Genomic DNA, 22269 nt, shown 5'->3' with positions numbered 1-22269 from the left:
GACCGGGGCGGCCGCCCCGGTCAGCCGACCCGGGTGAGGCGGGCGGGGCGGGCGCCGGCTCCGTCGGCGAGCGCGCCGGGCTGCTCCTGGTCCGACCGTTCGGGACCGGCGAGCAGGATGGAGCGCTGCAGTCGGCGCAGTACCGCGGACGGCTCCATGCCCAACTCCCGGACCAGGGTGTTCCGCAGGCGCTGGTAGGCCTCCAGTGCCTCGCCCCGGCGACCGGAGCGGTGCAGCGCGATCATGTACTGGCCGTGCAGGCTCTCGTGGGTGCGGTAGCGGTCGACCAGGACGGTGAGTTCGGCGAGCAGCACCCGGTGCCGGCCCAGCCGCAGGTCGGCCTCGATCCGCTGGTCCAGCGCGCAGAGCCGGGTCTCCTCCAACCTCTTTGCCTCGACGGCGAGTTGGCCACCGACTGGGACGTCCGCGAAGGCCGGACCGCGCCACAGCGCAAGCGCGTCGCCCAACTGCCGGGCGGCGAGCGGGAAGTCGCCCCCGTCCATGGCCCGGTAGCCGCGCCCGGCGAGGCGGTCGAACTCCTGGAGGTCGACCAGTCCGCCACCGCTGTTCAGCATGTAGCCGCCGACCGAGGTGACCAGGACGTCCTTCGCGCAGGAGGCCCCAGGGCCGCCGTCGCCCTGGGCGAGTGCCCGGTCGATGAGGTCGCGCAGTTGGAGCACATAGGTCTGCACGGTGGTACGACTGCTGCGAGGCGGGCGGCCCGACCACAGTTCCTCGGCGAGGACACTCGCCGGAACGACCTGGTCGGCCCGTAACGCCAGCAGGGCGAGAACCTGCCGCGGCTTCGGCGCCGACGGCACCACCGACACCCCGCACAGTCGGACCCCCAAGGCCCCCAGCACCCGGATCTCCACGACGACCACCCCAAATCCAGACGGATCGGCGGCCCCGACGGCCGCCGGCCGGGCGGATGCTCCGCTGCTCACCGTCCACACAGGTCCGCTGGACGGTCGATCGAGCACCCGCCACCATCCAAAAACAGGTCAGACGGTTTGTCAATACAAAACCGAACGCACTGTTTGTTTCTAGGCGACGCAATCCCCTACGGAGCCGGACGCTGGACCACCCGCCCGATCCCGAACCGGTCCGCCCGGGGGCCGCCAGGTCGCCCGAGGCCCGTCCGCACCCGCCCCGACTCAGGCCGGGCCGGCTCCGTCCACACCCGCTCCGGCCGCCTCGCTCGCGTCGGCCTCCGCCGCCCCCGCCACCCCTGCCGCCTCCGCCGCCCGGGCCTCCGCCAGCTCCGCGACCACCCGGGCACCCCGGTCCACCGCGAGGTCGAGCGTGGCCAGCACCCCGGGCACCGCGATGCTCGGCATCAAGTGCTGGTACAGCGAGGCGATCCGGCGCTCCAGGTCCGCCCGGCCGGACATCTTCTGGGACTGGATCTGCACCCCTGTCCAGGCCCCGGTGACCAGCCACGCCGTCTCGGCGGGCACCACCTGGGGCAGCAGCTCACCGCGTCGACCGGCCGTTTCCAGCACGGTCTCGGCCCGCTGGATCCAGCCGGGCGCCGCGCCGCCGCTGAAGTCGCCGAACACGTCCTGACCGAGGGAGAGCCGCGCGCCCGCGCTCAGCACCGGGTCGCGCGGCATGAGGTGGGCGACCACCATCCCGAGATCCACGAACTCCTGGAGCTTGCAGTGCCGTTCGGGGATGTCGTCCCGGCCGAACTGCTCCTCCACGACCCCCTGGGCGAGCTCCCGCTTGGAGGCGAAGTGGAAGTACACCGCGCCACGGGTCACCCCGGCACGGGCCACGACTTCACCGATCGTCGCTCCCTCGTACCCGTACTCGTCGAAGACCGACGCCGCCGCCTCCAGGATCAGCCGACGCGTTCGGACCGCCCGCTCCTGCCGCACCACCGCAACCACCCCACCCGAAACGCTCGGCAAACAAAACCAAACACCCCGTATCTTACCCGCCAAGGCCGGCCGGGAGCCTTGCGTCCCAGGTCACATGGGACCGCCTTCGAGCGGGCCAAAACCGCGTGGACGGTATGGAACGAACGGATGACCGACGCCTCGCTGCCGGCTGTCATAACCGGAGCTTCGACTCCCACTTCTCACCGGCAGGCCAACGAATGACCATGTCATAGCAATGAACCTGCCAAGCCAGTCCGTCGGCATTCTCACAGGTCAAGAAGCTTTACCAAGGCAAGCCGATCTCCAGGCCGCGCTCGGCGCCCACCCACCGTGCCCACCCGATCACGCTTGGCCGCCGACGAACCTTCGTTCTGGCTCCTTGAAAACCAAACCGGTAGGTACGTATCTTACGAGCCCTGAGCAGCCCACCCCGCCCGTCACGGCCCTTCGGAGCGCTCCCCATGACTCTGCTTGCCTTCCGCACGCCTGCCCCCGCCCTCGCCACCGGCACGGACTCCGGGACGATCGCCCACCCGGCCGCAGCAGCAGCCCCGGCACCTCGCCTGACCAGCACCGTCGCCAAGGAGTACGTCCACCGGGCCTGCCACGCCGAGGTCTTCCTCACCGGCAGCGAGCAGCTGACCGACACCACCTTCACCGTGACCGCGCAGTGGCCGCGGGCGCACACCTTCTTCAGCACCCCGGACGGCACCCGGCACGACCCGATCCAAGCTGCTGAAACGATCCGCCAGGCCGGGCTCTACCTCGCCCACACCCGGTTCGGCGTACCGCTCGACCACAAGTTCATGATGTGGAACCTCGACTACACCACCCGGCCGCGCCAGCTGCTGATCGATGCGGCACCGACCGACCTCACCCTGGAGGTCCGGCTCCTCGCCCAGCCGCGCCGGACCGGCACCACGATCGACTTCACGCTGGAAACCGTCGTGCGACGGGGCTCTCAGCCGGCCGCAACCGGGTACGCCCGCTTCACCACCGTCCCCGACTCCACCTACCAGCGGCTGCGCCGGGGACGCCACAACGCCGAGCATCCGTCGGCGCCGGCCGTGACCGCCGAACCGCTCCCGCCGGCCCGGGTCGGCCGGCTCCGCCCGGGCGACGTCGTGCTGACCCCGGCGGACGCCCCCGGCAGCTGGCACCTCACCCCCGACTTCTGGCACCCGATCCTCTTCGACCACGCCAACGACCACATCCCCGGCATGGTGCTGCTGGAGGCGGCCCGGCAGGCGGCCAACGCGCTGAGCAGCCCGGTCACCGTCACACCGACCGCCGCGGCCACCACCTTCCACCGGTACGCCGAGCACGACGCACCCACCATGATCACCGCCCGGCACACCCCCGGCGAGAGCCCGGACGCCCTCACCACCACCGTGACCGGCCACCAGCACGGCGAGCCGATCTTCACCACCGTGCTCACCGGCCACCCGGACCACCGCTGACCGGACAACCGCCGCCGCACCGACCGGGCAGACGGTTCGGGCCGAAAAGCTCCCACGCTCGCAGCGGTCCGCTCCCACCGCCCTGCCGGCGGCCCCACCACCGGTCGCACCACCCGAACGGCCCGCCCGACCATCCCGGTCCGGCGGGCCGTCCGCGTGCCGACGACGTTTCGCGGTGCGGCGCCCCTGGCACCTGTCGTTGCCCCCGGACCGGCCCCGGCCGGAACGCACCGGTTCCGGGCTGGCACCGGGGCGAACACCTGCGCGAGGATGTCAGCCCCTGAATCCGCGCTGCCCACAGGAGCACGCCGTGAGCGAAGTCGCTTCACAGCAGAACGAGTTGATCAGACTGACCGACCGCCCCGGCACCGACGACACCCCCGGCTGTGCCGGGCGGAGCGGCGGCCGGAACGTCCGGGTGCGAGTCCTCGGACGGCACGCCCCGGGCTCCCTGCTCGGACACGACTGGCTGGACTGCGAGATCACCGTCACCGCGGACTCGGTGCGCGGACAGTTCGTCACGCTGGTGACCGACCGCCATCTCAGACAGTGGGAAACCGCCTTGGACCGACTCGGGCGCGGGTCAGCCGTCCGGTGGCTGGACGAGGAACACGGCCCGGAGCTGCGGATCGAACCCGGACGGCCGGGCGGCCTCTGGGTGACCGTCTCCGACGCGGAGGAATCGGGCGTCACACTCCGGGTCGTGCTCTCCCCCGCGCCGGGCTGGCTGGACGAACAGCGCGCCCTGCTCGAACTCGTAAGGAACGCCTATCCGTCCGAGGTCGTCGAACTGTCCCCGGGCGTCCGCTCCTGGCGCGGAGAGCCGGCCGGCTGAAAGGTCCTGACAGGAGCCGCCGAGGGCGTGACTGCCGGTTTTGTTTCTCGTTTGTCGGTGGGCGGGGAAGAGGGTGTCCCGTCCGTGCATCGTGTCGGACGAACTGTGGGGGCTGATCGAGCCGTTGCTGCTGCCGGAGCCGCCGAAGCTCCAGCCGGGCCGGCCCGAAGCGGACCGAGCCCGGCCGACCGCGCGCAACCGGGCAGCAAGCAGTCGGTGATCGCCCGCCGAGGAGTCCCGCACAGCTCCGGCCCCGGAGCCGTGCGGTGGGTCGTCGAGCGGACCGGCGCCCCGGGCCCACGGGTTCCGACGCCTGCGGGTCCGCTGGGACACCCGCCACGACATCCGCGAGGAATCCCTCAAGCCGGCCTGACGCGTGATCACCCGCCGGCTCCTCGGGAGTCGACCGGCCGTCATCACCGCGGTGGCAACGGCCTTCCCAGCCGGGCGAGCGAACGGTCGGGCAGGGTGAGGAGGAAGAGCAGAGCCGCACCGCCGAGCATGAACAGCGCGAGGTGGTGCAGCCCGCCCGTGGTGGCACCGTGCGGGAAGAAGGCCGCGTTCGCGGCCGAGGCCGCCATGGCACCGAGGTACATGAAGGTGCGCAGCAGCCCGGCCGCCGAGGCGATGACAGCCGGGTCCGCCTGGTGGTAGAGGGCGCTCTGGGTGCCGAGCCCGATCAGCCCCTGCGAGACGCCCGCCAGCGCGCCGACCGCGATCAGCAGGGCGCCTGGGCTGCTCGCGTGCACCAGCAGCAGGGCGGCACACGCCGCGATCTGGCAGGCGGAGCCGACCAGCAGCTTGCCTCGCACGCCCGGACCGCGGCCGGTCGCCCCGGCGACCGTGAGCGCGGTCAGTGACAGCGGCAGCAGCACCAGTCCGGCGGTGGTGGCCGACAGGCCGCGCCCTTCCTCCAGCCACTGGGTGTAGCCGTAGAGGAAGGCGTAGATGGCGGTGTAGCCGAGGACCTGGCGCAGGTAGGTGGCGATCAGCGGGCGGTTTCCGGCGAGCGCCCTCAGGTCGATGAAGGGGGTGCGGGCCCGCCGCTCGCGGACGACGAAGGCGACGGCCGCCAGGACCGCGAGCACCGGCAGGTACCAGCGCGCCGGGTCGGGCCTCATCAGGAACAGCATCAGGGCGAGCAGGAGGACCGCGAACAGCGCGATCCCGGCATGGTCGAGCCGGTCCGGGCGGCCCGGGTGGTCGCCGCTGTCCGGGCGGTCGATGCGGTCGGAGCGACGCGCGGCGACGGGAAGCCGGACCGCGCCGAGCGTCAGGCAGGCCAGTGACAACGGGACGTTGACGGCGAAGACCGTCCGCCAGCCGCCCGCGCCGATCAGCAGACCGCCGAGGGTGGGCCCGACCACCGCGACGGTCTGGTTGGCGACCGCCAGCACCGTCAGTACCCCGGCGGGGCTGGACTGCCCGGTCCGCTCGGCCTCGCTGCGGGTCAGGTGCATCGCGGCGGGGTAGGCCGCGGAGGTACCCAGCCCGAGCAGCACCCGGGCGGCGATCAGCAGCCCGAGGGACGGGGCGAGCGCTCCGAGCAGTCCGGCGAGGCCGACCAGGGCCGTCCCCGCGAGGTAGAGCGGGCGCGGGCCGTGGGTGTCCACCAGCCGCCCGATCACCGGCTGTCCCACGGCGGTGGCCAGGTAGAGCGCGGTCACCAGCCAGGCGGTCTCGGCGGGCGGCGCACCGAACGCGGCACCCACGGGAACCAGGGCCACCGCGATCATCGACGAGTTGATCGGATTGAGCACCGAGCCGAGCACCATCGGTGCGATCAGCCGACGGTCGAACCCGCCGTCCGGAGCAGGCTGACGCCCGGACCGGATCCGGGCCAGCAGGGCGGCCGGGCCGGCCTTCACCGGTTCAGCCGGTCCATCAGGGCCAGCGCCTCCAGCACGGTGGCGCGCTCGGCCTCGGTGTAGTGCTCCGCCATGACGCGGGTCAGCCACTCCTGGCGGGCCTGGCGGCTGTCCGCGACGTGGTCCAGCCCGGCCTCGGTGAGGCTGACCACCTGGCGGCGCCCGTCCTCGGGGTCGGGGCGGCGCCCGACCAGTCCGTGCTGTTCCAGCGCGGCGAGGGTGGCGGCCATGGACTGCGGGCGGACCCGCTCGGCGGCGGCCAGCACGCTGGCGGAGGCCGGGCCGTCGTTGACCAGCCGACTGAGCACGGCGCTCTGGGAGGGTGTCAGGTCGCTGGTGCCGCTCGCCTCCCGGAGGGTGCGGCGCAGCCGACTGAAGACGGCGCGCAGCTCCCGGGCGGCCAACGCCGCGGTGCCGGGGACCACGGAGTCGACGGACCCCGCGGTGTCGGCCTGGGCCCTGCGGGCCGCGGTGGCGGCGGCACGGGCTGTTCGCTTCTCGGTCACGGTTCCACGGTAATTTCGACAGTCTGGACTGTCCAGTCTGGACTGAAGTTTTTCCCGGGGCGGCCGGTCATCTCCACCACCCGCGCCCGAGGGACGACGGACGGGCCCGGGATAATGACGTCATGATCGACAAGCAGCTCCGCGTCGTCCTCGCCGAGGACTCGGTGATCCTCCGGGACGGCATGGTCGAACTCCTCACCACCCGCGGATGCACGGTGGTCGCCACCGCCGGGACGGCGCCCGAGCTGATCGCCGCCGTCACCGAGCACCGGCCCGACGTGGCCGTGGTGGACATCCGGATGCCGCCCACCCACACCGACGAGGGCATCCGGGCCGCGGTGGAGATCCGTCTCGCCCTGCCCGAGGTCGGCATCCTGGTCTTCTCCCAGCACGTCGAGACCACCTGGGCGGCCCGGCTGCTGGCCGGTGGCGCCGCCGGCATCGGCTACCTGCTCAAGGAACGGGTGGCCCGCACCTCCGAGTTCGTGGACGCCCTGCACCGGGTCGCCGCGGGCGGGACGGCCCTCGACCCGGAAATCGTCAACGGCCTGATGCACGGCGGGCGGCGCAGCCGGGTGGACGCGCTCACCCCGCGCGAGCGGGAGGTACTGGAGCTGATGGCACAGGGGCACTCCAACCGCTCGATCGCCACGCTGCTGGTGGTGTCGGAGCGGGCAGTGGAGAAGCACGTGGCCGCCGTGTTCGGGAAGTTCGACCTGCCCGCGACCGACGCCGACAACCGGCGGGTCAAGGCCGTACTCGCCTACCTCGCGGAGAGCGGCGCCTCCTGAGGCGGCAGCCCAGGCGACTCTGGCGCGACCGCCCGTCAGAGCCGCCTGGGCAGTTCGGCACTGACCTTCGTCGGCCCGCCGGGCGGGCTGTCCACCCGCAGCGTCCCGTCCACCGCCGCGAGCCGCTCGGCCAGGCCGGCCAGCCCGGTGCCCGCGCCGATCGCGGCGCCGCCGCGCCCGTCGTCGCGTACGGTCAGCCGGACTCTCCCGTCGACCGCGCTCACGTTCAGCTCCGCCGACCGCGCGCCGCTGTGCTTGGCGACGTTGGTCAGCAGCTCGGCAGCGCAGAAGTAGACGGCCCGCTCGATCACCTGCTCCGGACGCTCCCGCAGGTCCAGCCGGACGTCGACCGGCACCGGCGAGGTGGCGATCAGTCCCGGCAGCGCCTCGGCCAACCCGCCGTCCAGCGCCACCGGGTGGATGCCCCGGGTCAGCCGGCGCAGACCGGTGATGGTGTCGTCGGTCTGCCCACGGGCCCGGTCGACCAGGGCGCGCAGCCGCCCGAGGTCGGGCCCGCCCGAGCCAACCGGTCCGCCCTCGGCCGGCACGTCGCCGGCCGGAACACCGTCGGCCGGAACACCCTCGGCGAGCACGTCGTCGGCCAGCGACAGCGTGATGGCCAACGCGACCAGTTGCGCCTGAGTGCCGTCGTGCAGGTCGCGTTCCAGACGTCGCAGCCGATCGGTGTTCTCGGCCAGCAGGGTGGCCCGGGCGTTCTCCAGCTGACGCACCCGCTGCTGCGAGCGCACCGGCCCGAGCAGGGTACGGGCCGACGAACGGTCCGCTGCGCCGAGCGCCCGCACCGCGGCGGGAACGACGGCCAGCGCCCCGAGGCCGATCGGAACCGCGCCCAGGTCCAGCAGGCCGACCGGCCGCGGGCCCGGCTCCATCATCCGCACCCAGAGCGGGAAGCCCACCAGCCAGACGCTGCTGAGCGGAAGCCCGACCACGGCCAGGAACCCGAGCACCCCGAGCGGCACCCGCAGGAGGAGGTAGAGCAGCGCCCGCCAGGCCGCCGGGTCGGTCAGCACCACCCGGCCCCGGGCGAACACCCCGGGCGGGCGCGGCAGCGGCTGCGGTGCGGGCACCTCCTCCCCGAGCAGCCGCCCGACCAGCCACCGGTGCAGCCCGCCGAGCCTCCTCGCCCCGAGCAGCGCGGCCACCACGAACGGCAGGCCCAGCACGGTAAGCGAGAGCAGCGCCCCCGCGTAGAGGACGGCGACGGCGTACGCCCCGCCGAGCACCCCGAGCGGCAACCCGAGTACTGCGAACGCCAGTTCACCGCCGCGCACCGACCGGTACCGCCGCCGCTCAGCCACCATCCACCTCACTGCTCATCCGCCGCCCGGCCCCCAGCATCCACCAGGCACCACTGGAGCCGCCGCACCCATCTGCCCTTCCGTCCGGACAGCCCGTCTGGCAGCCACGGCGCCGACCTCGCGGCCCGCCGAGCGTCGGCGCCTGCCGCTCTCCTCCCTCCATCTCACTCCCGCTCCCCGCCCGTCGGCTCCACCGCCGAGCCGCCGACCGCCCACAGGCCCGTGCCCACGATCCCCGGCACCGTGAGCCCCGCCGCACCCAGCACCACCCGGGCGCACTGCGGCCCCGGCACCACCGGCACCACCGAGCCCGTCACCGCCAGGCTGAAGGCCGCCGAGGCCGTGGCCGCCACCGCCGCGCCCAGCAGCACACCGATCGCCGTGGTCAGGGCCGCCTCCACGGAGAGCATCCGCAGCAGCTGCGGCCGTGTTGCCCCGACCAGGCGCAGCAGCGCGAACTCGCGGCGCCGGTCGGCGGTCAGCGCCACCAGGGTGTTGACCGTGGAGACCGCCGCGAAGCAGACCAGCAGCCCGAGCTCCATCTCGCGCAGCCAGACGTCGCTCGCCTTGGTGACGCTGGTCTCGGCACCCGTTGCCCGGGCGGCGTGCTCGGCGGTGCCGGTGAGGATCAGCATGGTGCCGGAGAGCCCGACCAGCAGCGCGACCGGCACCACCGCCGAGGAGAGCCGGGCCGCGTAGCCGCGCAGGTTGGCGTCCGCCAGCCAGCCCGCCCGGGGCACGAGCACCCTCGCAGGGGCGCCGAGCACGGTTGCCAGGACGCGCGCCGCCACCGGCCCCAGCAGTCCGACGGCGACCAACAGCACCAGCGAGCCGAGCAGCGAGGCCTGCCCTGCCTTGTCCAGCTCTCCGGCCGGCCGGCTCGCCGCCAGTCGCAGCAGCAGCCCACCGCCCGCGAGCACCGCCACCCCCGTGAGCAGCCGCAGCACACCCGTGCGCCGCGGCCCGCCCGCGCCTTCGGTCAGCGCGACGGCCGGGGCGGGCCGGGTGATCCGGCGGGCCGCCACGGCGGTGGCCGCCAGGCCGATCAGCAGCGCCACCGCGAGCGCGACCAACGCCGGCACCGGCGCGCCGGGTATCTGCAGCCCGGGTGCGGCCATGCCACGCCGCTGGAGTGCGGCAAGGAAGGCCCGGGCGGCGAGGAAGCCCACCAGGCCGCCCGGCGCGGCCACCAGCAGGGTGGTCGCCACCACCTGCACACGCACCACCCGCCGTACCTGACGGGGCGTCGCCGCGACGGTGCGCAGCAGCGCCAGATCACGGTGCTGCTGCCGCAGGGTGAAGCCGAGCGCGTTGACCACGACGAACAGCGCGACCAGGACGGCGATCTCGCCGAACGCCCCGGCGATCACCACCAGGCCCGGCCCGGACACCGCCACTCTGGTCACCGCGGCCGGCGCCGTGATCTGCGCGGCAACCAGCGAACCGAACAGCGTCACCGCCGCCACTGCCAGGAACAGGGCCGTCCCCAGCCCGGCGAAGGAGGCCGGGCGGCGGCGGATCTGCCCCGCGGACAGGCTCAGCACCGGACTGCTCATCGCGCTCACCCGCCCAACCGGCTCAGCCGCTCGCCGACCTGCGCGGCCGTCGGCCTGGTCAGCTCGTCCACCAGCAGGCCGTCTGCCAGCAGCAGCACCCGGTCCGCGTACCCGGCGGCGACCGGGTCGTGGGTGACCATCACGCAGGTCTGCCCGTCGGCGTCGACGCCCGCGCGCAGCAGGTCGAGGATCTCCTGCCCGGTGGCGCGGTCCAGTGCGCCGGTCGGCTCGTCGGCGAACAGCACCTCCGGCCGGGAGACCAGTGCCCGGGCTATCGCCACCCGTTGTTGCTGACCACCCGACAGCTGTCCGGGCCGGTGCCGCTCGCGCCCTGCCAGACCGACCCGGGCCAGTGCCTCCCGCACCCGGGCCCGTTCCGGCGGATGCCCGGCCAGCCGCCCCGGCAGCTCGACGTTCTGCGTGACGGTCATCGCGGGCATCAGGTTGAAGGCCTGGAACACGAACCCCACCCGGGCGCGGCGCAGCTCCGCCAGCCGCCGCTCGGGCAGCCCGGACACCTCGGTGTCGCCCCACCGCACGGTGCCCCTGGTCGGGCGGTCCATCCCGGCCAGGCAGTGCAGCAGGGTGGTCTTGCCGGAGCCCGACGGCCCCATCACCGCCGTGAACGTCCCCGGCGCGAAGCCCACCGAGACCCCGCGCAACGCCCGCACGGCCGCCGCGCCACGCCCGTGCTCCCTGTGCAGCCCGGTCGCACTCAGGGCCGCGCCCGTCACCCCGTCGTGCGCCGCCGTGGCGGCGGCTGTCGTCATCCCGTTCATGTCCACCATCGTGGGCGCCCGGGGCCGGGAGATCGATTGTGCTGGCACCCGAATCCGGGGTTCGGAAAACCGAACCCCGCAGGTGGTGCTACGTCTCCTTCCCGCCCTCTTCCACCCGGGCCCGCTCGCCCCCACCCCGGCTCCCCGGTCACCCGCCCGACGGGGAATCATGATCCGGTGACCATCGACCTGCTGCCCGGCCGCGGCGTTCGCCTGCCCGCCCCGGGCAGCGAGCCGCGCCGCGAGGAGCCGTTCGCCTTCGACTCCGACTCCCTCCACGCGCCCGACCCGGAACCCGTCCGACCCGTCCGACCCAGCCAGCCAGCCAGCCAGCCAGCCGAACCCACCGAGGCCGCCGAATGATCCCGCTCCCGACCGGCACCGCCACCGGTCCGTACGACGCCGCTTTCCTCCCCCGCCGGCGGCTGTCACCGCGCCCGGCCGAGCAGCCGATCACCGCGCCGGTCCCCAAGCTCGGCGGCGAGCCGTGCTGGCTGGCCGAGCCCACCTGGCCCCTCTCCCCCGGTACGGGTGAACCCCTGGTGTTCATCGGGCAGTTCCCCGTCCCGGGCGAGCCGGGTCGGCTGGCGTACCTCTTCCTGGAGGAGGACGGCGAGCTGATGGGCGGCCTCGACCCGGAGCGGGGCGACGGCCTGTTGCTCGTCCAGCCCGGCGGCCGCATCCCGCCGTTCGCCGTGCTCGGACCGCCCGGAATCCGGGGCCGTACGCTCTGGCGCTGCGAGCCCGACGGTGAGCGGACCCCGGTCGAGTACCACCTGGACGTGGTGCCGCTGCCGGACGGCGTCGACCGGGCGATGGACCAGCGGGCCGCCTTCCAGCGGTACCTGCGCCACGAGGGCCCCGAGGTCCCGTTCCCGGACGGCGACCACGAGCACGACCACCTCGGCGGAGACCCGTCCTACCCGAACGGCCGGGCCCGGGTCCCGGCCCCCTGGCAGTACCTCTTCGCCCTCGCGGACGCTTCGGACGAGGGCGATCCGTACTTCCTCAACTTCGGTTACGGCGACGGCTTCGGCTTCCTCAGCCCGGACGGCCTGGAGGGCCGCTTCTTCTGGGAGGCCCCGTAGCCGCGCCCTCCGTTTCCCCATCCCTCACTCACCCACGGGAGTCACCATGACCACCACCCCCCTGACCGTCGCCGTGCTCGGCCCTGGCGGCGTCGGCGGACTGATCGGCGGGCTCCTCGCCCGCGACGGCCACCGGGTCGTCTGCCTGGCCGGCGAGGAGACCGCGGCCGTCATCGCACGGGACGGACTGCAGGTCCGCAGCGCCCGGTTCGGCGACTTCACCGCCCGGGTGGAGGCCGCCACCGAGCTGCGCGAGCCGGTCGACGCGGCCTTCGTGACGGTCAAGGAGACGGCGCTGGCCGCCGCGCTCGACCGGATGCCCCCGGAGGCGCTCGGCGCCGGGATCGTGGTGCCGCTGCTCAACGGTCTGGACCACATGGCGCTGCTGCGCGAGCACTACCAGGCCGGGCGGGTGGTGGCCGGCACGATCCGGGTCGAGGCCACCCGGACGGCACCCGGGCGGATCGAGCACACCAGTCCGTTCGCCGCCATCGAGCTCGGTGCGACCGCCCGACACGCCTCCCCCGTAGCCGAGTTCGCCGAGCAGCTGCGGCACGCCGGGCTGGACGTCACGCTGTGCGAGGACGAGACGGCGATGCTGTGGAGCAAGCTGTCCTTCCTCGCACCGTTCGCCCTGCTCACCACCCGCCACGCGAGCGGGATCGGCACCGTGCGCACCGAGCACCGGGCCGAACTCCGCGCCGTGCTGGACGAGATCAGCGCCGTCACCCGGGCGGTCGGCGCGCCGGCGGACGCGCAGACCCTGCTCGCCTCCTTCGACCGCATCCCGGGGACGATGAGGTCCTCGATGCAGCGCGACGTGGAGGCCGGCCGACCGACCGAGCTGGACGCCATCGGCGGCGCCGTCCTGCGGGCGGCCGACGCACACGCGGTGGCCGTCCCGACCATCGCCCGCCTGGTCAGCGACCTGTCCGACTCCTCCGACCGGTAGTGCCGGCACGGGCGTTCACCCCGCGCTTGGCGCGCGCGGTGAACGCCCACCGGGGTCTCCGATCGACTGACGGATCATCATTTTCCGCAAAGGGAAGGAGACTTTCCCGACGGTTCACGGAATCCTCCGGAACCACCGCACGGCGCACCGACGTTGACACGGCGGGAGGGATAGAGACATGACAAGGAAGCCGTACCGTCTGGCCGCCACCACGCTCGCACTGCTCCTCACGGCCCCGTTGTTCACCGCGTGCGACGCCGACCAGGCCCTCGACTGCGGGAAGCGGGCGATCAGCCTCTCCGGCGATGTCCAGGACCTCGCGGATTCGGCGATCAACATCGGTCAGATCACCGACGAGAGCCGCCGCAAGCACACCGTCGCGGCCCTGAAGAAGGTCGCCGACGATGCCAGGAAGATCCGCCAGGACGGCGGGGACAAGATCGACGCGGCCGCCGACAGACTCTCCAAGGCCGTCGACGACGCCATCGACCGGGTCACCAAGGGCAAGCAGCCCGACGTCAAACCGATCACCGATGCCGCCGCCGACATCGGGAAGGCCTGCGCCGACGCCTGACGCACCGGCGCGCTCACCGTTTCCCACACCGCCCACTCCACCGGCTTCCGCCCCGGGCGCCGGCCCGGGGCGGAAGCACATCCCCCGCCCCGGGTCCCGGCCTGTCGCCACCGCACCGGCACCGCCGGACGATAGGAATGGCATCGGACCGAACCGCACCTCGGAGGCACCGGTGAACCACCCGATCCTCGGCCAGATCCAGGACCTGCGCGCCGAACTGGCACCCGGCGACACCGCCCCCGCGTTGGTCACCGCGCTCGCCGACGGCACCGCGCCACACTCGGTCCTGGCCGAACTCGCCGCCCAGCAGCACCGGATCATCCGCTCCGACCGCCGCAGCCTGCTGCTGCTCGCCAGTCGCTGCGCGGACCGGCCGGTCGGCGCCTGGTTCGCCACGCTGGCCGAGGGCGAGAGCGCCGCGCTGCGCACCCTGCCCGCACTCGGCGCCGCCGCCGGCCTCGACCGCGGCGCGCTGGAGTCCCGCCCGCCGCTGCCCGGCTGCCAGGCCTACCCGCACTACCTCGCCTGGCTCGCCCTGAACAGCGAGCCGGCCGCCGCGGCCGCCGCCCTGGTCGCCAACTTCGCGGCCTGGGGCGGCTACTGCGCCACCATCGCGCAGGCACTGCGCCACCAGTACGGCTTCACGGACGAGACCTGCGCGTTCTTCGACTTCTTCGCCCAGCCCGCGCCCGAGCTGGAGCAACAGGCCGCCGACGCACTGGGCCCGGACCGGCTGGACGAGCCGACCCTGGCCGCCGCACGCGAGTACGGGCTGCTGCTCCAGGCCTACGAGCACCTGTTCTGGGACACCCTGGGCGTCATCGACACCTGAGGCCGAACCCGTCCCGGGGCCGAGAGGACTCAGGCCTGCCAGTGCGGCTTCCCGCTGACCATCCGGCAGTAGATCACCCGGCCACCGGCGTCGTGGGTGCTCTTGCCCAGGTCCGCGTTGCGGCAGAACTGCCCGGCTTCGTAGCAGTTGCCCGCGTTCGAGCGGATCTCGCACCCGGTGCCGGCGCCGGCCGCCGCTGGGGGTTCGGGGTCGGTCGGCGGCTGAGCAGTGGTCACCTTCGGCTGCGGCGCCTTGGTGACGGGCGGCTGCGGCTGGGCGCTGGGCTGGGCCGGAGGCGCGACGGGCGGGGGCGTGGCCGCCGGCTCGGCCGGCGCAGTGCCGACCGGGGCCGGGGCCGGCGCGGCGGACGTCGCCGGCGGGGTGGGCGTCGCGGTCGTGCCGGCGGCAGCCGTGGTGGCGGCGACGGTCGGCGTGGCCGGGGCGGTGGCACCGCCGTCGGCCGCCGACGGGTCGCAACCGGTCAGCGCCAGGCCGACGGTGAGGACGAGTCCGGCGAATCCGGCCAGGCCGGCCCGGCGCCGACCGGGTATCCGTGAAGGCATGGGGGGAGAACGCTCCGTTCCGTTTGGATGAGTCGTGCGATTCAAGCAGGAGTCGCACACGCACCGTCCACGGAATCCCCACTCGTTGGCAGATCGAGACCTTCCGGCCGTCGAGCGTCGCCGCCCCGCGTTCACCGGCCACCCTCACCACCCGGTCCTCGGCACCCACGGCCCGACCCTGGCCACCCGGCTGACCCCGCCGGCCACCACCGGCTGACCCCGCCGACCCGCCGACCCGCCGTCAGCGCAGCTCCCCCGTCCGGCGCTCGAACACCTCGGGGCGGGCGGTCTCCAGCGCCGTGGAGACCGCGCCGAGGAGCACCGCCTCCTCCCCCAGGAGGCTCGGCGCGAGCGTCGGACGCATCGGGGCGAGCCGGTGCAGCGCCTGCTCCAGCGGTTCCAGGAGCAGGTCCGCGCTGCTGCCGATCCCGCCGCCCAGCACCACCAGGTCCGGATCCAGGACGGCCGACAGCACGGCCACCGCGTAGGCGAGCCGCTCGGCCTCCCACTCCACGGCCCGGACCGCCGCGGACTCCCCGGCCCGGGCCCGCTCGAACACCTGCTTCGCCGTCAACTGCCGCGCCGCGGAATCCCCGTCCGACCCGAAGTGCCGGGCGGCACGCACCACGGCGTCCGCGGCGGCCTCCTGCTCGATGGTCGTGGCCGGCTCGCCGGCCCGCCCGGGCAGCGGGACCAGACCGATCTCGCCCAGCGCGCCGTGCGCACCGAGCAGCAGCTCGCCGTCCTTCACCACGCCCATGCCCAGCCCGGTGCCGACCAGCAGGTAGGCGAACATCCGCCTGCCCCGCCCCGCACCCAGGGTGTACTCGCCGAGCGCCGCCAGGTTGGCGTCGTTGGCCACCGAGACGGCCGTCCCCAGGCCCTCCCCAATCCGGTCGAACAGCCCTGGCCTGCCCCAGCCGGGCAGGCTGCTGGCGTAGCGCACCCCGCGCCGCTGTTCGTCCCACACCCCGGGGGTGCCGATCACCGCGTGCACGATGTCCCCGGCAGCCAGGCCCGCCTCGGCGGTCGCCTCGTGCGCGGCGGCGACCACGGCGTCCGCGACGGCGTTCGCCGAGCGGCCGCGGTTGGCCACGTCCCGGCGGGCGACCACCGTCCCGGCCAGGTCCGCCACCGCCACCCGCAGCCGGGCCCGGCCGATGTCCACGCCGAGCACGTGCCCGGCCGTCGGGTCGACCTCGTACAGCACGGCCGTGCGGCCGCGCTCGGGGGCCAGCCGCCCGGCCTCGCGGACCAGGCCGGCCCGCTCCAGCTCGGCCAGCGCGGCCGAGACGGTCGGCTTGGACAGACCGGTGTCCCTGGCCAGCTGAGCGCGCGAGGAGCCACCGCCGGTGCGCAGCAGCTCCAGCAGCAGCCACTCGTTGTTGCTGCGCAGCCGCTGCCGGTTCCACGGCACCCCGGGGGCCCCGGCCGCCGGGCGACTGGTCGGCTGGTGGGGGCTCATGGGGTTCCTCCGGTCTGGATCTTCGGGCGCGGGTCGGGGTCGGGTACGGCCGGTTGGGCCCGGCCCGCGGCGTCCGGGCCGGGCGCCGCCGCCCAAGTATGACCGGAGATCATCCGGCGTTCGCCTGCCGTATCCGTACGGCCCCACAGGCGACTCCCGTGGACGTCTCCGGGAGCGCCGCGCAGAGCCCGCCGCTCCTCCGTTACAACACTGTCTCCGGCCAGTCAACGTTTCACCCGCGTGTGGGCGTGCCGCGCCCGGGCGCGTGATCATGGGCGTATGCACTTCCGGTACGGCAACCGAGCGAAGGGCCCGCGGCCCGCGGCACCGGACTCCCGGTCCCTGGCGGCCACCGCGGCGGCCCTCGCCGCACGACTCGGCGCGATCACCGGCGGTGACGGCGACGACGACCCGGAGCGGCTCCGCGAGGTCCTCGCCGCCGCCCCGGTCGGCGTCGCGCTGCTCGACGAGCGGCTGCGCTGGCAGTACCTGAACGCGGCCTTCACCGCCGCCACCGGGCTGCGCCGCGCGGACCTGCTCGGCCGGGCCGCCGGGACCACCGCCTTCGCCGGGGCCGTCGGCATCCTGCGCCGGGTCCTCGTCGACGGGCTCGCCCGCGAACACGCCACCGGCGGCCCGGACGGCGCGGGCGCCCCCGTACCGCCCGGTCTGCGGGTGCGCTACCGGACACTGCGGCGCTCCGGGCGGACCGCCGGGGTGATCGTCGTCGTGCTGGACGACCCCGACCCGGCCCGCGAGCAGCTGCGCGAGCTGGAACAGGCCCGGGCCCGGCTCGCCCTGCTGGACGCCGCCGCCGAGCGGATCGGCACCACCCTCGACATCGGCACCACCGGCGCCGAACTCGCCGCCTTCGTCGTGCCCCGGCTCGCCGAGTTCGCCACCGTGGACGTGCTGCCGCCGCAGGCCGAACCCGCCCGGTCCGGCAACGGCGCGCCCCAGCGGCTGCACCGCGCCGGCGCCCGGTCCGTGCCCGCGCTGACCGCCGCCCTCGCCGCGCTGCCCCGGCCCGGCGAATCGATCCGCCACCGGGAGGGCTCGGCCGCCGCCCGCAGCCTGGCCGGCGGCATCGCCGTGCTCACCGAGCCCGGGCCCGAGGACGCCTGCCCCGCCGGGACGGCCTCGCTGCTGGTCCTGCCGCTGGCCGCCCGGGGCCGCCTGATCGGGCTGCTCACCCTCGGCCGCACCGCCGCCGGCCCGGCCTTCACCCCGGACGAGGCCGCCCTGCTCGGGGACCTCGCCGCCCGCGCTGCCACCGCCCTCGACAACGCCCGCCGCTTCGCCCGTTCCCAGGGCATCGCCCTGGAACTCCAACGGGCCCTGCTCAGCGAGCCCGGCAACCCGCACCAGAATCTCTCCCTCGCCTCCCGCTACCTGCCCTCCGGGAGCACCTCGGTGGTCGGCGGCGACTGGTTCGAGACCGTCCGGCTGCCGTTCGGGCGCACCCTGCTGGCGATGGGCGACGTCATGGGGCACGGGGTCGAGGCCGCCGTCGACATGAGCCACTACCGCTCCGCGCTGCGCGACCTCGCCGGGATGGACCTGCCCCCGCACCGGATCCTGCGTCAGCTCGACAGCATCATCTCGGCCGACGACTCCGCCCGCCCGGCGACCTGCCTGCTGGCCCTCGCCGACCCGGGCCGCGGCCGCTGGACCCTCTCCAGCGCGGGCCACCTGCCGCCCGCCCTGATCGCCTCCGGCCGCCCGACCGAGCTGCTGCGCGTCCCCACCGGCCCGCCGCTCGGCACCGGCCTCGGCGGCTACGAGCCGACCACCCACCCGCTCCTGTCGGACGAGACCCTGCTGCTCTACACCGACGGCCTGGTCGAACGCCGGGGCGAGGACATCGACGTCTCCCTGGAGCGGCTCGCGGCCCTGAGTCTGCCCGCCACCGGGGACCTCGACGACCTGCTCGACGCCGTCCTCCACTCCCTCGTGCCGCCCCCGGCCCCGGTCGCCGAGGACGACATCGCGCTCCTGGTCGCCCGGCCCCGGCAGCGCTGACGGGGGCCCGGCGCACCCGCGTGCGGCACGCTCCGGCACCGGGGGCGGCTGCCCAGGTCCGCGTGCCCGCCCTGCCGGGGCTCCCCCTGAACTCACACCTTGGGCTCACACCTCGGGCTCACACCTTCGCCAGCGCCCGCTGTACGTCCGCCCAGATGTCCTCCGGGTGCTCGATGCCCACCGACACCCGCACCGTTCCCGGGCCGATGCCCGCCGCCGTCAGCTCCTCGTCCGACAGCTGCCGGTGGGAGGTACTGGCCGGGTGCAGCACCAGGGTGTGCACGTCGCCCAGGGACGGGGCCAGCGAGGCGAGCCGGACGGACTCGGTGAACGTTCCGGCCGCCTCGCGGCCGCCGGCCAGGTCGAAGGCCAGGACGCCGCCGTGCCCGTCGGGGAGCAGGCGGCGGGCGAGGTCGTGGTCGGGGTGGGTGGGCAGGCCCGGGTAGTGGACGGCGGTGACCGCGGCGTGGGCGGCGAGCCGGCCGGCCAGGTCGAGCGCGGTGTCGCACTGGCGACGTACCCTCAGGGCGAGGGTCTGCATGCCGCGCAGGGTCAGCCAGGCGGCGAACGGGTCGGCGGAGGCGCCGAGTTCGAGCGAGCGCCGCCAGACGCGGTGGTGCAGCTCCGGGTCGGCGAAGACGGCGATCCCGCCGAGGACGTCCGAGTGGCCGCCGAGGTACTTGGTCACGGAGTGGACCACGATGTCCGCGCCGTGCTCGATCGGGCGACACAGCAGCGGGGTCGCGAAGGTGTTGTCCACCACGCTCACCACCCCGGCCCGCTTGGCGACGGCGATCAGCCCGGGCAGGTCGGTGACCCGGGTGGTGGGGTTGGAGACGGTCTCCAGGAGCAGCACCCGGGTGTCCGGCCGCAGCGCGGCCGCCACCCCGGCGGGGTCGTCGCCGCTCACGTAGGTGACCTCGACTCCCCAGCGCTCGGTGAGGTCGGTCAGCGCGCCGACGGTGCCGCCGTACAGGCTGCGCTGGGCGATCACGTGGTCGCCGGCGCGCAGCAGGGCGAGCAGCGCGGTGTTGATCGCGCCCATGCCGGAGGCGGTGGCGAGGGCGCCGGTGCCGCCCTCCAGTCCGGCGACGGCCTGCTCCAGCGAGCGGACGGTGGGGTTGCCGAAGCGGTTGTAGAAAAAGGCGCCGTACGGTCCGCCGTGTGCCTCGGCGAGGGCGTCGCCGGTGTCGAAGGCGAACAGGTGGCCCTGGTGCAGCGGCACGCCCAGCGGACGGCTGCCCGTGACCTCGGCGAGCGGAGGGTGGACGACCCGGCTCTCGGCGCGCAGCTCGTCGTTCTCACGGGGGGTCGTGTGCGGGGCCCCATCGGGGTGGAAGTCGTTCATGGCGCTCATCCTCGGGCGGCCCCGGCACCCCGGCCAGGGCCAATCACCGTCAAGTGGCCCGCCCCGGGCGGTCGTTCCGGCCCCACCGCCCGGAAGGCGGCGGCGAACGCCCGGGTCGCGGCCGTGCGCGGCCGGCCCCGGCGGCCTACGGCTGCGAACGGCTACTTGCGACGGCTGAAGATCCGCTTGGCGGCGTAGATGATCCCGACGATCAGCAGCACGAAGAACAGGATGATCAGGATGATCACGACCAGCAGGAACTTGCCCAGCTTGGCGAAGAAGCCCTTCTTCTTCTCGTCCTTGGCCGCGAGGTGTGCGGCGTCGGCGGCGGACGCGGCGCGCGCCTCGGTGCGGACCTCCCGGTCGGCGTCCGCGGCGGCCGGGCCCGCGGCCGCAACGCCCTCGCCCGGTGTGCCCGGGGCCGCGGCGGCGGCCGCGACGGTTCGGGGTGCGGCCACCGCCGCCGCCCCCGATGCCGCGGCGGTGAGGCCGACGGCGGCCAGCAGGGCCACCAGGGCGCCGGCTATCGAGCGTGCGATCCGATCAGTCATCGTGCTCCCTCTGCACTGGTGCGGAGCAACGCGGTCCAACCGATCTGACCAATTTCTCATGGTCTGACCAGCTGGTTTTCTCATTCGCGCCTAGTATGCTCCACTGAAGTTCTACAGCGGTGTAAAAGTTTAGCGCGGGCCCTGCCAGGATCGGCTCCGGCCCCGGGCCCCGCGAGCCCACCGCTTCGCCGGGGGCTCGCGTGGCAACTGTGGAGGATGACGACGTGTCTGGCCGCAAGGGTTCCCCCGAAGCCGAGAATTCGCCGCACCGGGCGGGAGGGCGCCGGGCCACCGACCGGAAGAGCAGCAGAAAACCGGACCCCGCGGACATGGCGGACGGCCGCGCGGCAGGCCGGGCCAGGAAGAAACCCAAGCGCAGCACCAAGGAGAAGGTGCTCTGGGCGACCGCCGGCTGCACCGCCCTCGCCCTCCTCGGCGGCGGCGCCCTCTACTACCGGCTGAACAGCAACATCAGCACCTTCGACGGCGACGCCCTCAGCAAGGACCGGCCGGAGGCCGCGGCCCCGGACGCCCAGGGCCGCACCCCGGTCAACGTGCTGCTGATCGGCTCGGACAGCCGCGGCAACGGCAACAGCGACCTGGGCGGCGGCGGGGACGGCGGCGCCCGCTCGGACACCGCGATCCTGCTGCACGTCTACGCCGACCACAAGCACGCCGTCGGCATATCCATCCCCCGCGACTCCCTGGTCACCATCCCGTCGTGCAAGCTCCCCAACGGCAAGTGGACCAAGGAGCAGACCAATGTGATGTTCAACAGCGCCTTCTCGGTCGGCGACAGCGACCAGGGCAACCCGGCCTGCACCCAGAACGCCGTCGAGAAGCTGACCAACCTGCGCGTCGACCACACCATAGTGGTGGACTTCAACGGCTTCGCCTCGATGACCACGGCGGCCGGCGGCGTCGAGGTCTGCCTGCCGACCGACATCCACGAGGGGGACCTCAACCCCAACCTCGGCCACAAGGGGAAGCTGCTCTTCGCCAAGGGCAAGCAGAAGGTCGAGGGCCAGTCCGCGCTGGACTACGTCCGGGTCCGGCACGGCATCGGCGACGGCTCCGACATCGGCCGCACCAAGCGCCAGCAGGCCTTCCTCTCCTCCCTCATCAAGGAGGTCAAGTCCCGCGGAATGGACCCGACCACGCTGCTGCCGCTCGCCGACGCGGCCACCCGGTCGCTGACCGTCGACCCCGGCCTCGGCTCGGCCGCCAAGCTGCTCTCCTTCGCCATGTCGCTCAAGGACGTGGACCTGCACGACATCAAGTTCCTGACCGTACCCTGGCGTTACGAGGGCCCGCGGGTCGCGCTGGTGCACCCCGACGTGGACCAGCTGTGGGCAGCGCTCAAGGCCGACCGCACCATCGACGGCCAGGACGCGAGCGCGCCGGCCGCCGCCGACCCGGCCGCCCCCACCGCCGCCCCCGCCGCCACTGCGCCCACCGCGGCCGCGCCCGACCCGATGCCCACCCCGATGCCCACCCCGATGCCCGCCCCGGCCGCCAAGGCCGCCGACGTGAAGGTCTCCGTGCTCAACAGTACCGGTGAGACCGGGCTCGGCGGCCGGGCCGCGGAGACCGTCAAGAGCGCCGGCTACACCGTCGCCGGCGTCGGCAACGCGGCCGGCAAGCCGCGCAGCACCACCGTCGTCGAGTACGGCACCGGCGAGCGCACCGCCGCCGAGGCGGTCGCCAAGCTCTTCCCCGGCGCGACCGTGCAGCCAGGCGGCCGGGGCGTCAGCGTCGTCCTCGGCCACGACTTCGCCGCCGCCAACCCGGCGGGCGCCACCGCGCCGGCGCCCGGCGGCGCCGCCACCGCCCCGGCCCCGCTGCCCACCAGCGTCAGCGGCACCGCCGGATCC

At 74.3% G+C, this 22269-nt stretch carries 22 protein-coding genes; 11 read left to right on the top strand and 11 right to left on the bottom strand.

The annotated features are described in order from the left end of the window. Positions 1–20: 20 nt before the first annotated feature. Positions 21–875 (bottom strand): BTAD domain-containing putative transcriptional regulator, encoded by an 855-nt coding sequence (locus ACFU7Y_RS16410; protein ID WP_380768395.1) that lies wholly within the window; start codon positions 873–875, stop codon positions 21–23. A gap of 282 nt (positions 876–1157) precedes the next feature. Next, a complete protein-coding gene (locus tag ACFU7Y_RS16405) occupies positions 1158–1886 on the bottom strand; it encodes a ScbR family autoregulator-binding transcription factor (RefSeq protein ID WP_224282770.1) in 729 nt (242 codons plus the stop codon). A gap of 461 nt (positions 1887–2347) precedes the next feature. Between ACFU7Y_RS16405 and ACFU7Y_RS16400 the strand changes: the two genes are divergently transcribed. Together ACFU7Y_RS16400 and ACFU7Y_RS16395 are read left to right on the top strand one after the other, a co-directional pair. Next, positions 2348–3346, top strand: a complete 999-nt coding sequence (locus ACFU7Y_RS16400; protein WP_224282769.1) for a ScbA/BarX family gamma-butyrolactone biosynthesis protein — start codon at positions 2348–2350, stop codon at positions 3344–3346. Between the two features lie 310 nt (positions 3347–3656). Beyond that, complete coding sequence (locus ACFU7Y_RS16395) at positions 3657–4181, top strand: DUF5959 family protein (RefSeq protein WP_380768390.1); 525 nt, start codon at positions 3657–3659, stop codon at positions 4179–4181. Positions 4182–4597: 416 nt separating this feature from the next. On the opposite strand, the gene ACFU7Y_RS16390 is transcribed toward ACFU7Y_RS16395, so the two are convergent. After that, positions 4598–6049, bottom strand: a complete 1452-nt coding sequence (locus ACFU7Y_RS16390; protein WP_380768388.1) for an MFS transporter — start codon at positions 6047–6049, stop codon at positions 4598–4600. Continuing rightward, entirely contained in the window at positions 6046–6474 is a 429-nt protein-coding gene (locus ACFU7Y_RS16385; RefSeq protein WP_380768393.1) for a MarR family winged helix-turn-helix transcriptional regulator, read from the bottom strand. The genes ACFU7Y_RS16390 and ACFU7Y_RS16385 overlap by 4 nt, the downstream gene beginning before the upstream one ends. A gap of 203 nt (positions 6475–6677) precedes the next feature. Here ACFU7Y_RS16385 and ACFU7Y_RS16380 point away from each other — a divergent pair, with 203 nt between their 5' ends. Then, positions 6678–7346: a response regulator transcription factor gene (locus ACFU7Y_RS16380; RefSeq protein ID WP_224282767.1), complete on the top strand. Its 669-nt coding sequence runs from the start codon at positions 6678–6680 to the stop codon at positions 7344–7346. A 35-nt stretch (positions 7347–7381) separates the two neighbouring features. Here ACFU7Y_RS16380 and ACFU7Y_RS16375 read toward each other — a convergent pair whose 3' ends face one another. The 3 genes from ACFU7Y_RS16375 to ACFU7Y_RS16365 form a co-directional block, all read right to left on the bottom strand. Continuing rightward, positions 7382–8668 (bottom strand): sensor histidine kinase, encoded by a 1287-nt coding sequence (locus tag ACFU7Y_RS16375; protein WP_380768386.1) that lies wholly within the window; start codon positions 8666–8668, stop codon positions 7382–7384. Between the two features lie 161 nt (positions 8669–8829). Beyond that, the gene (locus tag ACFU7Y_RS16370) at positions 8830–10221 is read right to left on the bottom strand and encodes an FtsX-like permease family protein (RefSeq protein ID WP_380768384.1); all 1392 of its coding nucleotides are present in this window, start codon (positions 10219–10221) and stop codon (positions 8830–8832) included. 5 nt (positions 10222–10226) lie between these two features. Continuing rightward, positions 10227–10991 (bottom strand): ABC transporter ATP-binding protein, encoded by a 765-nt coding sequence (locus ACFU7Y_RS16365; RefSeq protein ID WP_374120122.1) that lies wholly within the window; start codon positions 10989–10991, stop codon positions 10227–10229. Between the two features lie 186 nt (positions 10992–11177). Here ACFU7Y_RS16365 and ACFU7Y_RS16360 point away from each other — a divergent pair, with 186 nt between their 5' ends. The 5 genes from ACFU7Y_RS16360 (at position 11178) to ACFU7Y_RS16340 (ending at position 14446) form a co-directional block, all read left to right on the top strand. Continuing rightward, entirely contained in the window at positions 11178–11363 is a 186-nt protein-coding gene (locus ACFU7Y_RS16360) for a hypothetical protein (RefSeq protein ID WP_380768383.1), read from the top strand. Beyond that, positions 11360–12088, top strand: coding sequence for a hypothetical protein (locus ACFU7Y_RS16355; RefSeq protein WP_224284544.1), 729 nt, complete (start codon positions 11360–11362; stop codon positions 12086–12088). The genes ACFU7Y_RS16360 and ACFU7Y_RS16355 overlap by 4 nt, the downstream gene beginning before the upstream one ends. 46 nt (positions 12089–12134) lie before the next feature. Beyond that, positions 12135–13040, top strand: a complete 906-nt coding sequence (locus tag ACFU7Y_RS16350; RefSeq protein ID WP_224284543.1) for a ketopantoate reductase family protein — start codon at positions 12135–12137, stop codon at positions 13038–13040. Between the two features lie 178 nt (positions 13041–13218). After that, positions 13219–13614, top strand: coding sequence for a hypothetical protein (locus tag ACFU7Y_RS16345; RefSeq protein ID WP_224284542.1), 396 nt, complete (start codon positions 13219–13221; stop codon positions 13612–13614). A 172-nt stretch (positions 13615–13786) separates the two neighbouring features. Then, on the top strand, positions 13787–14446 hold the full coding sequence (locus tag ACFU7Y_RS16340; protein ID WP_380768381.1) for a transcriptional regulator: 660 nt from the start codon (positions 13787–13789) through the stop codon (positions 14444–14446). A gap of 29 nt (positions 14447–14475) precedes the next feature. Here the strand turns inward: ACFU7Y_RS16340 and ACFU7Y_RS16335 are convergent, their stop codons facing one another. Further along, on the bottom strand, positions 14476–15009 hold the full coding sequence (locus ACFU7Y_RS16335) for a hypothetical protein (protein WP_380768379.1): 534 nt from the start codon (positions 15007–15009) through the stop codon (positions 14476–14478). A gap of 85 nt (positions 15010–15094) precedes the next feature. On the opposite strand from ACFU7Y_RS16335, the gene ACFU7Y_RS16330 reads away from it, so the two are divergent. Next, positions 15095–15226, top strand: coding sequence for a hypothetical protein (locus tag ACFU7Y_RS16330; RefSeq protein WP_380768378.1), 132 nt, complete (start codon positions 15095–15097; stop codon positions 15224–15226). A 24-nt stretch (positions 15227–15250) separates the two neighbouring features. Here the strand turns inward: ACFU7Y_RS16330 and ACFU7Y_RS16325 are convergent, their stop codons facing one another. After that, complete coding sequence (locus ACFU7Y_RS16325; protein WP_380768377.1) at positions 15251–16474, bottom strand: ROK family protein; 1224 nt, start codon at positions 16472–16474, stop codon at positions 15251–15253. A gap of 279 nt (positions 16475–16753) precedes the next feature. On the opposite strand from ACFU7Y_RS16325, the gene ACFU7Y_RS16320 reads away from it, so the two are divergent. Further along, positions 16754–18496 carry a SpoIIE family protein phosphatase gene (locus ACFU7Y_RS16320; RefSeq protein WP_380768375.1) on the top strand — a complete coding sequence of 581 codons (1743 nt, stop codon included), beginning with the start codon at positions 16754–16756 and terminating at the stop codon, positions 18494–18496. Between the two features lie 118 nt (positions 18497–18614). Here the strand turns inward: ACFU7Y_RS16320 and ACFU7Y_RS16315 are convergent, their stop codons facing one another. Together ACFU7Y_RS16315 and ACFU7Y_RS16310 are read right to left on the bottom strand one after the other, a co-directional pair. After that, on the bottom strand, positions 18615–19844 hold the full coding sequence (locus ACFU7Y_RS16315; RefSeq protein ID WP_224285153.1) for a PLP-dependent aspartate aminotransferase family protein: 1230 nt from the start codon (positions 19842–19844) through the stop codon (positions 18615–18617). A 161-nt stretch (positions 19845–20005) separates the two neighbouring features. Further along, positions 20006–20395, bottom strand: a complete 390-nt coding sequence (locus ACFU7Y_RS16310) for a hypothetical protein (RefSeq protein ID WP_380768374.1) — start codon at positions 20393–20395, stop codon at positions 20006–20008. A 329-nt stretch (positions 20396–20724) separates the two neighbouring features. Between ACFU7Y_RS16310 and ACFU7Y_RS16305 the strand changes: the two genes are divergently transcribed. After that, positions 20725–22269: LCP family protein (locus ACFU7Y_RS16305; RefSeq protein WP_380768372.1), on the top strand; the 1545-nt coding region annotated here is incomplete at its 3' end.

This window comes from Kitasatospora sp. NPDC057542, assembly GCF_042801945.1.
Classification (GTDB): domain Bacteria; phylum Actinomycetota; class Actinomycetes; order Streptomycetales; family Streptomycetaceae; genus Kitasatospora.
Note: the sequence above shows the minus strand (reverse complement) of the source record. Positions and strands in the feature narration are given on the sequence as shown.

Coding starts and splice junctions, on each gene's coding strand:
- ACFU7Y_RS16400 (WP_224282769.1), top strand. CDS start 2,348: ATGACTCTGCTTGCCTTCCGCACGCCTGCCCCCGCCCTCGCCACCGGC.
- ACFU7Y_RS16380 (WP_224282767.1), top strand. CDS start 6,678: ATGATCGACAAGCAGCTCCGCGTCGTCCTCGCCGAGGACTCGGTGATC.
- ACFU7Y_RS16375 (WP_380768386.1), bottom strand. CDS start 8,668: ATGGTGGCTGAGCGGCGGCGGTACCGGTCGGTGCGCGGCGGTGAACTG.
- ACFU7Y_RS16370 (WP_380768384.1), bottom strand. CDS start 10,221: ATGAGCAGTCCGGTGCTGAGCCTGTCCGCGGGGCAGATCCGCCGCCGC.
- ACFU7Y_RS16365 (WP_374120122.1), bottom strand. CDS start 10,991: ATGACGACAGCCGCCGCCACGGCGGCGCACGACGGGGTGACGGGCGCG.
- ACFU7Y_RS16355 (WP_224284544.1), top strand. CDS start 11,360: ATGATCCCGCTCCCGACCGGCACCGCCACCGGTCCGTACGACGCCGCT.
- ACFU7Y_RS16350 (WP_224284543.1), top strand. CDS start 12,135: ATGACCACCACCCCCCTGACCGTCGCCGTGCTCGGCCCTGGCGGCGTC.
- ACFU7Y_RS16345 (WP_224284542.1), top strand. CDS start 13,219: ATGACAAGGAAGCCGTACCGTCTGGCCGCCACCACGCTCGCACTGCTC.
- ACFU7Y_RS16335 (WP_380768379.1), bottom strand. CDS start 15,009: ATGCCTTCACGGATACCCGGTCGGCGCCGGGCCGGCCTGGCCGGATTC.
- ACFU7Y_RS16325 (WP_380768377.1), bottom strand. CDS start 16,474: ATGAGCCCCCACCAGCCGACCAGTCGCCCGGCGGCCGGGGCCCCCGGG.
- ACFU7Y_RS16320 (WP_380768375.1), top strand. CDS start 16,754: ATGCACTTCCGGTACGGCAACCGAGCGAAGGGCCCGCGGCCCGCGGCA.
- ACFU7Y_RS16315 (WP_224285153.1), bottom strand. CDS start 19,844: ATGAACGACTTCCACCCCGATGGGGCCCCGCACACGACCCCCCGTGAG.
- ACFU7Y_RS16310 (WP_380768374.1), bottom strand. CDS start 20,395: ATGACTGATCGGATCGCACGCTCGATAGCCGGCGCCCTGGTGGCCCTG.